The 11,529-nt window shown below is 67.6% G+C and carries 10 protein-coding genes and 1 pseudogene; 9 read left to right on the top strand and 2 right to left on the bottom strand.

Annotation, left to right across the window (positions count from 1 at the left end; translation table 11 throughout):
• Positions 1-196: 196 nt before the first annotated feature.
• The 8 genes and pseudogenes from dprA to EKL94_RS09440 all read left to right on the top strand — a co-directional run.
• Positions 197-1,036: pseudogene (dprA, locus tag EKL94_RS09475) on the top strand (DNA-processing protein DprA); the annotation flags it as partial.
• A 43-nt stretch (positions 1,037-1,079) separates the two neighbouring features.
• Positions 1,080-1,553: a DUF494 family protein gene (locus EKL94_RS09470; RefSeq protein ID WP_005411195.1), complete on the top strand. Its 474-nt coding sequence runs from the start codon at positions 1,080-1,082 to the stop codon at positions 1,551-1,553.
• Positions 1,554-1,592: 39 nt separating this feature from the next.
• Positions 1,593-2,351: a pilin gene (locus EKL94_RS22760; protein ID WP_126928892.1), complete on the top strand. Its 759-nt coding sequence runs from the start codon at positions 1,593-1,595 to the stop codon at positions 2,349-2,351.
• A 49-nt stretch (positions 2,352-2,400) separates the two neighbouring features.
• Positions 2,401-3,333 carry an RDD family protein gene (locus EKL94_RS09460; protein ID WP_126928891.1) on the top strand — a complete coding sequence of 311 codons (933 nt, stop codon included), beginning with the start codon at positions 2,401-2,403 and terminating at the stop codon, positions 3,331-3,333.
• Between the two features lie 193 nt (positions 3,334-3,526).
• Positions 3,527-6,013, top strand: coding sequence for a DNA topoisomerase I (locus EKL94_RS09455; RefSeq protein WP_126928890.1), 2,487 nt, complete (start codon positions 3,527-3,529; stop codon positions 6,011-6,013).
• A 120-nt stretch (positions 6,014-6,133) separates the two neighbouring features.
• Complete coding sequence (locus EKL94_RS09450) at positions 6,134-6,724, top strand: L-threonylcarbamoyladenylate synthase type 1 TsaC (protein WP_126928889.1); 591 nt, start codon at positions 6,134-6,136, stop codon at positions 6,722-6,724.
• A 43-nt stretch (positions 6,725-6,767) separates the two neighbouring features.
• On the top strand, positions 6,768-7,445 hold the full coding sequence (locus EKL94_RS09445) for a DUF4124 domain-containing protein (RefSeq protein WP_126928888.1): 678 nt from the start codon (positions 6,768-6,770) through the stop codon (positions 7,443-7,445).
• Positions 7,446-7,480: 35 nt separating this feature from the next.
• The gene (locus tag EKL94_RS09440) at positions 7,481-8,227 is read left to right on the top strand and encodes a hypothetical protein (RefSeq protein ID WP_126928887.1); all 747 of its coding nucleotides are present in this window, start codon (positions 7,481-7,483) and stop codon (positions 8,225-8,227) included.
• A gap of 94 nt (positions 8,228-8,321) precedes the next feature.
• Here the strand turns inward: EKL94_RS09440 and EKL94_RS09435 are convergent, their stop codons facing one another.
• Complete coding sequence (locus EKL94_RS09435) at positions 8,322-9,098, bottom strand: SDR family oxidoreductase (protein ID WP_126928886.1); 777 nt, start codon at positions 9,096-9,098, stop codon at positions 8,322-8,324.
• Positions 9,099-9,209: 111 nt separating this feature from the next.
• On the opposite strand from EKL94_RS09435, the gene EKL94_RS09430 reads away from it, so the two are divergent.
• Positions 9,210-9,422: a hypothetical protein gene (locus tag EKL94_RS09430; RefSeq protein ID WP_010481162.1), complete on the top strand. Its 213-nt coding sequence runs from the start codon at positions 9,210-9,212 to the stop codon at positions 9,420-9,422.
• A 77-nt stretch (positions 9,423-9,499) separates the two neighbouring features.
• Here the strand turns inward: EKL94_RS09430 and sppA are convergent, their stop codons facing one another.
• Positions 9,500-11,422, bottom strand: a complete 1,923-nt coding sequence (gene sppA / locus EKL94_RS09425) for a signal peptide peptidase SppA (protein WP_126928885.1) — start codon at positions 11,420-11,422, stop codon at positions 9,500-9,502.
• Positions 11,423-11,529 lie beyond the last annotated feature (107 nt).

The raw sequence follows: 11,529 nt of genomic DNA, 5'->3' as shown, positions 1-11,529 counted from the left end.
TTTTTTTTAAAAGGGAGGGGGGAAACGGGGGGGGGGGCCGTTTGGGGGGCCGGAAAAGGGTAAAAAGACCCGGCCCAGAAACAGGGCCGCTTTTTTCCACGTTAGTTGACGCCTGGGAGACGGGCAACAAGACCCCCTAGTGCCTTGGTTCGGGCCCGGCCACCAAGACTGCCAAGACCACGGTGAGCGCTGCCGCCCCTTGGCGCTGTTCATCGCCGGCGACCCCAGCCTGGCTTGGCGCCCGTCGGTGGCGCTGGTCGGCAGCCGCTCGCCAACGCCGGGCGGACGCGCGCTGGCCGCCCGCTTTGCCGGCTGCTTTGTCGAAGCCGGGCTGGCGGTGACCAGTGGCCTGGCGGCGGGCATCGACGCCGCCGCCCACCAGGCCACGCTGGACGCCGGTGGATGCACCGTGGCGGTGATCGGCACCGGCCCGGACCGGGCCTACCCGGACAGCCATGCCCGCCTGCAGGCCCGGATCGCCACCGAAGGCGCGGTGCTCAGCGAGTACCTGCCGGGAACGCCGGCACGCCCCGGCCACTTTCCCGCCCGCAACCGGCTGGTGGCGGGGCTGGCACTGGCAACGGTGGTGGTCGAGGCCGCCCAGCGCTCGGGCGCCCTGATCACCGCACGCCTGGCTGCCGAGGCCGGCCGCGAGGTCTGCGCCCTGCCCGGCTCGGTGCTCAATCCACGCGCGGCGGGCTGCCATCGGCTGATCCGTGAGGGTGCCGCACTGGTCGAGCGCCCGGAGGAAGTCCTGGAACTGCTGGCCCCTGCCCTTCGCCAGCAGCTGCCGGGCTTGCAATCACGGTTGGCCACCCCCACTGAACAGGCACCGCCGGTACTCCTGCCGGCGCGCTGGGCCGACGACCCTGACTACCAGTGCTTGTGGCGGGCCCTGGACCACAACCCAAGCAGTATGGATTCACTGATCACGCGCTGTGGATTGACGGCGCCCCAGGTGTCCTCCATGCTGCTGGCCATGGAACTGGCGGGAATCGTGGTGTGCGTACACGGCCGCTACTGTCGAACTCCCTAGTTTCTTCACCTCCACAGCGTCGCGCGACGCAGGCCGAGGGGCAATGAAAGAGAGCATCCTGGACGTACTGCTGTACCTGTTTGAACACTATTTCAGCGAAGATGCGGACCTGATCCGTGACCGCGATTCGCTCCAGAACGGCCTGATCCAGGCCGGTTTCAGCCCAACCGAGATCAACAAGGCATTCGACTGGCTCGATGCCCTGGCCGCGCAGCGGCCGAGCGTGGCCCAAGCCAGGGTCGATGGCCCCGTGCGCGTCTACCACGGCCCCGAGCTGGACAAGCTGGACGTGGAGTGCCGCGGCTTCCTGCTGTACCTGGAACAGCACGGCATCCTCGACGCCGACCAGCGCGAGCTGGTGCTGGACCGGGCAATGGCCCTGGACCAGGACGAACTGGACCTGGACGACCTGAAGTGGGTCGTACTGATGGTGCTGTTCAACCAGCCCGGCTCCGAGGCGGCGTATGCCTGGATGGAGACGCAGATGTTCATGGACGAGCCAGAACCCCTGCACTGACCGTACACTTGGGGGCATAGCGCATTCAGGAGCGTCCCCGTGAGCGAGTGGTTCCATGCAGAAGGCAACCGGCAGCAGGGTCCGCTGCCGGCGGAACAGTTGGTCGAGTTGTTCCGCAACAACCAGATCTCCCTGGACACCCTGGTCTGGCGCGACGGCCTGCCGCAATGGCAGCCGTTGCGCACCGTGGTCGACGAACTCGGCCTGATCGTGCCGGCGCTGGACGCTGCGGCGCCCCCCGTGGAACCCGAGCCCGAACCGGAACCGGTGGCACCACCTCCGCCGCAGCCGCCGGTACTGCCGCCGTCCACGCCCTACACCACCAGTGCATCGGCCACCGCCCTGCCGGCGCCGAAGAAGAAACTGTCCGGCTGTGCGCTGACCGCCATCATCGGTGGTGGCCTGCTGCTGGTGCTGGTCCCGATCGTGGCCATCCTGGCTGCCATCGCGCTGCCGGCCTACAACGACTACACCGTGCGCGCCAAGGTCGCCGGCGCGGTGACCGCACTGCAGCCGTTGAAGGACCAGGTGCAGCATTTCGCCGATGACGAAGGCCGTTGCCCGGGTGCCAACGACGCCGGCTTCCCGGCCCCGGGTGACTTCACCCATGCAGGGCTGTCGGCGGTGAACATCGGTCGCTTCAACAATGGCCACTGCGGCATCGAAGCCACCCTGGCGCTGCCCGGCAATAGCCTCGATGGCGACCTGTTGTGGCTGGAGTACGATCGCGACAGCGGCCGCTGGGAATGCAGTGGCGAAAGCAACGACAAGTACCTGCCGCCGTCGTGCCGCGGCTGAGCCACGCGCACGCCAGCACCTCCAAGGATGATTCAACAGGGAACATGCAATGACTGAGTGGTACTACGCCGAAGGACAGCAACGCCAGGGCCCGCTGCCGGTCCAGGAGATCCGCCAGCGCTTCCAGCGCGGCCAGCTCAACCTGGACACCCTGGTCTGGCGCGAGGGCATGGCCCAGTGGGCTGCACTGCGCCAGGTGGTCGACGAGCTCGGCCTGCAGACGCTGGCCGATGCCAGCACGGCCACCAGCAGCGGCGGGTTCGACCTGCGCAGCGACTATGCCGCCATCGACAGCGGCACCGCGCCGCTGCCCGGCACCGGCGCGCTCAGCAGCTCGCCATACAGCGCTCCAGCCGCCGCCGGCAGCGGTGGCCACTCACAGCCGGTGGTTGGCGGTGAAGTGGTCTACGCAGGCTTCTGGAAGCGTGTGGCGGCCTACATGATCGACTACTTCGTGCTGGTCATCCCCGGCAGCATCATCGGAGCCATCCTCGGTGCGATCCTGGGCGCCAGCATGGGCGCGGTGGGCAGTGGCGAATCGGCCATCGAGATCGTGGCCCAGCTGGCCAGTGCCCTGATCAACCTCTGCATCGGCATGGCCTACTACACCTGGTTCCACGCCTCGCAGGGCGGCGCCACGCTGGGCAAGATGGCGGTCGGCATCAAGGTCGTGCGCGGCAACGGCGAGCGCCTGACCAAGGCCCGCGCATTTGGTCGTTACTGGGCCATGCTGCTGAGCAGCTTCACCCTCGGCATCGGTTTCCTGATGGCCGCCTTCACCGAGCGCAAGCAGGGTCTGCACGACATGATCTGCGACACCCTGGTGGTCGACCGCTGGGCCTACACCGACCAGCCGCAGCTGCAGCGCCGCGAGCTGGGCACGGTGACCGTGCTGGTGCTCGTGCTGACCGGCCTGCTGTCGCTGGCGGGCGTGGTCCTGCTGGTGTTCGCGGTCGGCTTCATCGCCAAGATGGCCTCATGAACGGCCATCCTCACGCCTGGCTGCTTGACATGGGCTGGCCGGGCGTGATTCCTCTAATAAGGTGAAACCTGAACGCCCGGCGCATTACCGGGCGTTCAGTTTATGGATTTGCCCGTGGCCGCTTCACTAATGCGGCCGTTTGCTCCACCCTAGCGGCCCCTCTCCCCCGGTCCGCCCACAGACCTTTCCTGACATGCCCAAGCACCTGCTCATCGTCGAATCGCCGGCCAAGGCCAAGACGATCAACAAATACCTCGGCAAGGACTACACGGTCCTGGCCTCGTATGGGCACGTGCGCGACCTGATCCCGAAGGAAGGCGCGGTCGACCCGGACAACGGGTTCGCCATGCACTACGACGTGATCGACAAGAACGAAAAGCATGTCGATGCGATCGCCAAGGCCGCCAAGAGCGCCGACGACATCCTGCTGGCGACCGACCCGGATCGCGAGGGTGAAGCGATCAGCTGGCACATCGCCGAGATCCTGAAGGAACGCGGACTGGTCAAGGACAAGCCGATGCAGCGCGTGGTGTTCACCGAGATCACCCCGCGCGCCATCAAGGAAGCGATCAGCCAGCCGCGCGCGATCGCCAGCGACCTGGTCGATGCCCAGCAGGCGCGCCGCGCGCTGGACTACCTGGTCGGCTTCAACCTGTCGCCGGTGCTGTGGCGCAAGGTCCAGCGCGGCCTGTCCGCCGGCCGCGTGCAGAGCCCGGCGCTGCGCATGATCGTTGAGCGCGAGGAAGAGATCGAAGCCTTCATCGCCCGCGAATACTGGTCGATCGCTGCCGAGTGCGCGCACCCGTCGCAGCACTTCAACGCCAAGCTGATCAAGCTGGACGGGCAGAAGTTCGAGCAGTTCACCATCACCGACGGCGACACCGCCGAGGCCGCCCGCCTGCGCATCCAGCAGGCCGCTCAGGGCTCGCTGCATGTCACCGATGTGGCCAGCAAGGAGCGCAAGCGCCGCCCGGCGCCGCCGTTCACCACCTCCACCCTGCAGCAGGAAGCCTCGCGCAAGCTCGGCTTCACCACCCGCAAGACCATGCAGGTTGCGCAGAAGCTGTATGAAGGCGTGGCCATCGGCGATGAAGGTACCGTCGGCCTGATCTCGTACATGCGTACCGACTCGGTGAACCTGTCGCAGGACGCGCTGGCCGAGATCCGCGACGTGATCGCCCGCGACTACGGCATCGCCTCGCTGCCGGACCAGCCGAACACCTACCAGACCAAGTCCAAGAACGCCCAGGAAGCGCACGAAGCGGTGCGCCCGACCTCGGCGCTGCGCACGCCTGCGCAGGTCGCGCGCTACCTGACCGATGACGAGCGCAAGCTGTACGAGCTGATCTGGAAGCGCGCGGTGGCCTGCCAGATGATTCCGGCCACGCTCAACACCGTCAGCGTCGACCTCTCGGCCGGCAGCGAACACGTGTTCCGTGCCAGCGGCACCACCGTGGTGGTGGCCGGCTTCCTGGCCGTGTACGAAGAAGGCAAGGACAACAAGAGCGCCGAGGATGAGGACGAAGGCCGCAAGCTGCCGGCGATGAAGCCCGGCGACCGCGTGCCGCTGGAACGCATCCAGGCCGAACAGCATTTCACCCAGCCGCCGCCGCGCTACACCGAAGCGGCGCTGGTGAAGGCGCTGGAAGAGTACGGCATCGGCCGTCCCTCGACCTATGCCTCGATCATCCAGACCCTGCTGTTCCGCAAGTACGTGGAAATGGAAGGCCGCAGCTTCCGCCCGTCCGACGTCGGCCGCGCGGTGTCCAAGTTCCTGTCCAGCCACTTCACCCGGTACGTGGACTACGACTTCACCGCCAAGCTCGAAGACGAGCTCGACGCCGTCTCGCGTGGCGAAGAAGAGTGGATCCCGCTGATGGCCCGCTTCTGGGAGCCGTTCAAGGAGCTGGTGGAAGACAAGAAGGAATCGGTCGACCGTGCCGAGGCCAGTGGCGCGCGCGAGCTCGGCACCGACCCGAAGACCGGCAAGCCGGTCAGCGTGCGCCTGGGCCGCTTCGGGCCCTACGCGGCCATCGGCAGCACCGCCGAGGACGCCGAGGAGAAGCCCAAGTTCGCCTCGCTGCGCCCCGGCCAGTCGATGCACACCATCTCCCTGGAAGACGCGCTGGAGCTGTTCCTGATGCCGCGCGCGCTGGGTGAGGACAAGGGCGAGCCGGTCAGCGTCGGCATCGGCCGCTTCGGCCCGTTCGCCAAGCGCGGCAGTACCTATGCCTCGCTGAAGAAGGAAGACGATCCGTACACCATCGACCTGGCCCGCGCCGTGTTCCTGATCGAAGAGAAGGAAGAGATCGCGCGCAACCGGATCATCAAGGAGTTCGAGGGCAGCGACATCCAGGTGCTGAACGGCCGTTTCGGCCCGTACATCAGCGACGGCAAGATGAACGGCAAGATCCCCAAGGATCGCGAGCCGGCATCGCTGACCCTGGCCGAAGTGCAGCAGCTGATGGAAGAAACCGGCAAGCCGGTGCGCAAGGGCTTTGGCGCCAAGAAGGCCGCCGCGAAGAAAGCCCCGGCCAAGAAAGCTGCGGTGAAGAAGGAAGCCGCGCCGAAGAAGGCCGCTGCAAAGAAAGCGCCTGCCAAGAAGGCCCCGGCCAAGAAAGCAGTAAAGAAGGCGGCCGCTAAGAAGGCCCCGGCGAAGAAGGCCGCCGCAAAGAAGTAGATCCACGCCATGCGTGGATGCTCTGCCACGTCATGCGTGGATGAGGGGCAAGGTGTGCGGACCAACGGTCCGCACCTACCGTCCGCGCCGACCACCCCTTCTGCACGCAGCAGGGGGATAATGGAGGCCCACGCCGGGCCGGTCGCCACCATGAAAGAACTCACCCTGGACTCTGCTGTCGCCACGCTCCGCGCGGGCGGCGTGATCGCCTACCCGACCGAAGCGGTCTGGGGCCTGGGCTGTGATCCCTCGCACGAAGCGGCGGTGCACATGGTGCTGCGGCTGAAGCAGCGCCCGATCGAGAAAGGCATGATCCTGGTTGCGGCCGAGCTGGCACAGCTGGAAGGCTGGGTGCGCCTGCAGGCGCTGCCCGACGCCCGCCAGCGCGCGGTACTGGCCAGCTGGCCCGGCGCCAACACCTGGATCCTGCCCGCCGGCCCGCGCGCGCAGCGCTGGGTCACCGGCGAACACAGTGGTATCGCGGTGCGCATCAGCTCGCACCCGCTGGTGGCCGAACTCTGCCGCGCCTGGGGCGGCCCGCTGGTCTCCACCAGCGCCAACCTGGCCGGCGAACCACCGGCGCGCAGCCGCGAAGAGCTGGACCCGCGCCTGCTGCGCCTGCTCGACGGCATTCTCGATGGGCAGACCGGTGGCCTGGCCCAACCCACCCCGATCCGCGACGCGCTCAGCGGCAACGTGCTGCGCTCCTGAGCCGGCGATTGCGCTGCTGCGGACAATCACGCACCCTGCCGCCATGACCCTGCTGCGCGCCACCCTCAGCCTGTGCCTGCTGCTGCCGTGGACGGCGCCTGCCGCCGAAGACGTGCGGGTGTACCGCTGCGTTGCCAGCAACGGGGCCGTTGCGCTGCAGGACACGCCCTGCAACAGCGGCCGCCAGCAGGTGCGCGACCTGCAGCGCCCGCGCGATCCCGCTCCTCGGGTGGTGCGCAGTGATGCCACGGCCCCGCCGCCCAGCGAAACCCCGGTCATCCGCGAGCGCGAAGTCCGCCACGTCTACATCCAGCCGCCGCAGCCGATGTACGAATGCGTGAGCGAGGATGGCCGCCGCTATACCAGCGACAACAACGAAGGCAATCCGCGCTGGGTGCCGCTGTGGACCAGTGTCTGGCTGCCACACGGCCATCGTGGCCCGGCCTACCCCGGACCACGCCCGGCCATCGGCACGCCGGTCGGCGAAGGCGCGGGGTATCACCCCCCCTCGATCGGCATGGACGTGCAGGTTCCGGCCGGCAGCGTGCTGGTCCGCGACAGCTGCCATGCGTTGCCGCCCCAGGAAGTCTGCGCGCGACTGAGTGATCGCCGCTGGGAGCTGGATCGCCGTTACAACAGCGCGCTGCAGAGTGAACGCACCGCCATCAGCAACGAACAACGCGGTATCGATGCACGCCTGTCGCGCGATTGCCAGCGCTGAGCGCAGCACGCCGTCGCAGCCTGTACGCTGTGCGCATGAACCGAGTGATCTGGCTGCTTCTGGCGCTGCTGCCCGGAAGCGCGTTGGCCGAAGAGGGCGTGATCTACCGCTGTACCTCCAGCAGTAGTGACGTCCCTACCCTGCAGCGCACGCCGTGCCCCACCGGCAGCAAGCAGCAGATGCTGCGCATTCCCGATCCGGCCAACTCGCAGCCGGCTGCCGCTGCACCTGTGGCTGCGGAACCTGCACCCGCCCCCGTCGAAACACCCGCGCCGGTGCCGGCCGGACCGGCCGTTGCCCCTGCGGCCCCAGCGAAACCACGACGCGCGGACGAAGGGCGCACGATCATGGAAGCAGGCATGGTCGAGCACGAAGGAGACGACCAGATCCTCGACAGCGCGACGCTGCGCCGCGATGCCGAGGCCCGCGCCACCGCAGGTGACGGTCCACCGAAGCCGCCGCTTCCTCCGATCTTCCAGTGCACCGACAGCCAGGGCAGCGGCTACCTGTACGAGTACGAGGCCGCGCCGGGCCGCTGCGAGCTGATGACGGTACAGGGCCTTGGCGGAGTGACGCCGGTGAATGCCGCCAGCTGCGAAGTGGTGCGCGACCACTGCGAAGCGCTTCCCGAAGCGCAGCGCTGCGGTGGTTGGCAGCAGCGCTTCCGCGATGCCCGCGGCCGTGAGCGCTTCGCCGCACCGGAGAACCGCGATACCGCGCGCGGTGAACGCGAGCGGCTGCAGGGCGTGCTGGAGGCCAGCAACTGCCCGGTACCGGGGTGACAGCCACCCGGTAGTGCCGGCCGCTGGCCGGCAACCACAGGATCTTCAGATGATTGCAGTTGCCGGCCAGCGGCCGGCACTACCCGCTGAGAGATCAGAACCCGTAGCGCAGGAACCCACCATCCACCGCGATGCACTCGCCGGTGACATAGCTGGCCGCCGGCAGGCACAGGAAGCCTACGGCCGCAGCCACTTCCTCCGGCTCGCCAATACGACGCATCGGCGTGCGGTTGATCACTTCCTCATAGTAGTCCGGGTCCGCCAACGGACCGGACGTGCGCCGCGTGCGGATGTACCACGGCGCTACCGCGTTGACCCGGATGCCATCCTCGGCCCACTCGACGGCCAGGTTGCGGGTCATCTGGTGCATCGCCGCCTTGGTCATGCCGTAGACCACACCGCTGCGCACGTGGGTCAGCCCGGACACGCTGCCGACATTGACGATCGACGACGACGCGTGGCGGGCCAGCAACGGATGTGCGTAGCGCGACAGCTCGAATGCCGAGAACAGGTTGGTCTCGAAGATCTTCCGCCATTCATCCTCGGAATACTCCGTGGCCGCCTTGGTGACGTTGCCGCCGGCGTTGTTGACCAGGATGTGCAGGCCATCGCTGTGGTCCTCCACCCAGTCCAGGATCTGGCGGCGATCCTCGTCGTCGGAAACATCGGCGGCCAGCGCATGCACCTGCATCTGCGGATACACATCCAGCAGTTCGTCGCGCACGGTCTCCAGCATGTCGATATCACGGCCGACGATCATCAGATCGGCGCCGAAGCCGGCCAGTTCATGCGCGATGGCAAGGCCGATGCCGGCGCTGGCGCCGGTGATCAGGGCGGTCTGGCCGTCCAGGCGCCACCGTTGCTGGGTCATGTGCTCTCCGGGGCCGCGCCCGCTGTATTTCGATGCGGCAAGGATACGCGCTCACGGCCGCCCCCTGCCGAGGATGCGACACTGCCCGCACGCCCATCACGGAGTGCCGCCATGCGCATCCTGATCCTGTCCACGTCCCTGCTGGCCACCGTGCTGCTGTCCGCCTGCCAGCGCCCGCCCACGCCGAACCCGGAGAAGCCGCCGGAACCGCAGGCCATGGCCCGCGCGATCCAGCAGCCACTGGACCGCGCCAAGCGCGTGCAGAAAACCGTCGATGACGCCGCTGCGAGCGAGCGCAAGGCCGAGGCTGACGCCACGCAGTAACGCTCCAGACGAAAACGCCCGGCCAAGGCCGGGCGTTTCCAGTAAATCCACGCCATGCATGCGTGGATGGCTTCCGGTCAGAACCCGCAGAAGCAGTACGCCAGCGCCTTCACCGGCGTGCCGTTGCCCTTCTCGCGGGCCGCGTTCTCGACAAAGCGCAGCTGCGTATCCACTTCCGGCATCGTGCGCGCCAGCACCATCCGCGCCATGCCCGAGTCGGACAGCATCCAGGCACCGGCACGGCTGCCGGCGAAACCGCTGACGAACTGTGCGAACGGCGTTGCCGCCTTCTCGATGTAGCGCACGCGATAGGCATCGGTCTTGCCCAGCTTGGCGCGGCTGGCGGCATCGGCCACGGCATCCTTCAGGCCACCGAAGGCATCGACCAGGCCACGTTCCTTTGCCTGCGCACCGCTCCACACGCGGCCACGCGCCACTTCGTCGACGGCCTCGACCGGCTTCTTGCGGGCGTCAGCGACGCGTCCGGTGAAGTCGGCGTAACCCTTGTTGATCACCGACTGGATGACCTGGCCCACGGCCGGCTCCATCGGGCGGGTGACATCGAACGCACCCGCGAAACGGGTGGTGCCGACACCATCGGTGTGCACGCCGATCTTGTCCAGCGCGCGGCTGAAGTTCGGCACCATGCCGAAGATGCCGATCGAACCGGTGATGGTCGACGGATCGGCATAGATGCGATCGGCATTCATGCTGATCCAGTAGCCACCGGAGGCGGCCAGGTCGCCCATCGACACCACCACCGGCTTGCCGGCGGCCTGCAGGGCCACCACTTCGCGGCGGATCTGCTCGGAGGCGAACACTTCACCACCCGGCGAATCCACGCGCAGCACCACGGCCTTCACGTTCTCGTCGTCACGCGCGGCACGCAGCAGCGCCGAAGTCGATTCGCCACCGATGCGGCCGGCCGGGAGATCGCCACCGCTGATTTCGCCGGCAGCCACCACCACCGCTACCTGCGGACGGTTGTCGACCGGGTTGCGGCGCGCATCGAGCTGGCCCAGGTAGGTGCCGAAATCGACGTTGCGGAAACCACCATCGGCATCGTCGTCGGCCACGCCGCGCTCGATCATCAGATCCTCGAATTCCTCGCGGGTCTTCAGTGAAGTCACCAGCTTCTGCTGCAGGGCGAACTTGGCCAGGTCGCCACCGGCAGCGGCGATGCCTTCTGGCAGCGTGTCGATGCCGGCGGCCAGCTGTGCCGGGTCCAGGCGACGGGCCTTGGCGATGTCGCCCAGGTAGCGCTGCCACACGTCGTTCATCCAGAACAGGTCGGCTTCCTTGGAGGCCGGCGAGGCGGCGTCGAGCACGTACGGCTCGGCGGCGGACTTGTACTCACCCACCTTGAACAGGTGCACGTCCACGCCCAGCTTGTCCTGCAGGCCGGTGCGGAAATACTGGCGGTAGCGGCCCAGGCCCTCGAGCACCACCGACCCCATCGGGTCCAGGTAGACCTCGTCGGCCTGAGCGGCCAGCAGGTACTGCGACTGGCCCATGCTCTCGCTGTAGGCCACCAGCTGCTTGCCGGACGCACGCAGGTCCTGCAGTGCCGCGGCCACTTCACGCAGCGAGGCGAAGCCCGACGGCTGCAGCTTGTCCAGCTCCAGCACCACGCGCTCGATCTTCTTGTCTTCCTTGGCCGACTCGATCACCCGCAGCAGGTCGCGCAGCTGGATCTCTTCAGCACCGTTGTCGCCCACCGCCTTGGCCAGCGCGCGGCTGACCGGATCAGCGCTGAACTGCTCGACCAGACGGCCTTCCGGCGCGATCACCAGGGTGGTGCGATCCTGCAGCGACTTGCTGGCACCGGCGCCCATGCCGGCGGCGATGACGAACATCACCAGCAGCAGGAACAGCAGGCCGAAGAACACCAGGTTGAGGATCAACCGGCGGGTGAAGTTCATGACGTCCCACAGCCCGATGAAGAAGCTGGCGACGGGATTGCGACGCGCCGGGGGCAGCGGGGGCACGGGTTGATTCATGGAACGCTCCGGATGGCTTCTTGCCGTGGTGCCAGCATAGCCGGTGCCGCGTGATGCGGCATCGGACACAAGTCAGGGGATCGCCCGCCACGGGTCATCGCGGCGGG

The organism is Stenotrophomonas maltophilia (genome assembly GCF_003970865.1).
In the GTDB taxonomy this organism is placed as follows: Bacteria; Pseudomonadota; Gammaproteobacteria; order Xanthomonadales; family Xanthomonadaceae; genus Stenotrophomonas; species Stenotrophomonas maltophilia_AR.
The sequence above is the reverse complement of the archived record's forward strand: the minus strand, read 5'-3'. Positions and strand labels throughout refer to the sequence as shown.

Excerpts from the sequence above, each read along its gene's own strand:
- EKL94_RS09470 (WP_005411195.1), top strand. The coding sequence starts at position 1,080 with ATGAAAGAGAGCATCCTGGACGTACTGCTGTACCTGTTTGAACACTAT.
- EKL94_RS09460 (WP_126928891.1), top strand. The coding sequence starts at position 2,401 with ATGACTGAGTGGTACTACGCCGAAGGACAGCAACGCCAGGGCCCGCTG.
- EKL94_RS09455 (WP_126928890.1), top strand. The coding sequence starts at position 3,527 with ATGCCCAAGCACCTGCTCATCGTCGAATCGCCGGCCAAGGCCAAGACG.
- EKL94_RS09450 (WP_126928889.1), top strand. The coding sequence starts at position 6,134 with ATGGAGGCCCACGCCGGGCCGGTCGCCACCATGAAAGAACTCACCCTG.
- EKL94_RS09445 (WP_126928888.1), top strand. The coding sequence starts at position 6,768 with ATGACCCTGCTGCGCGCCACCCTCAGCCTGTGCCTGCTGCTGCCGTGG.
- EKL94_RS09440 (WP_126928887.1), top strand. The coding sequence starts at position 7,481 with ATGAACCGAGTGATCTGGCTGCTTCTGGCGCTGCTGCCCGGAAGCGCG.
- EKL94_RS09435 (WP_126928886.1), bottom strand. The coding sequence starts at position 9,098 with ATGACCCAGCAACGGTGGCGCCTGGACGGCCAGACCGCCCTGATCACC.
- EKL94_RS09430 (WP_010481162.1), top strand. The coding sequence starts at position 9,210 with ATGCGCATCCTGATCCTGTCCACGTCCCTGCTGGCCACCGTGCTGCTG.
- sppA (WP_126928885.1), bottom strand. The coding sequence starts at position 11,422 with ATGAATCAACCCGTGCCCCCGCTGCCCCCGGCGCGTCGCAATCCCGTC.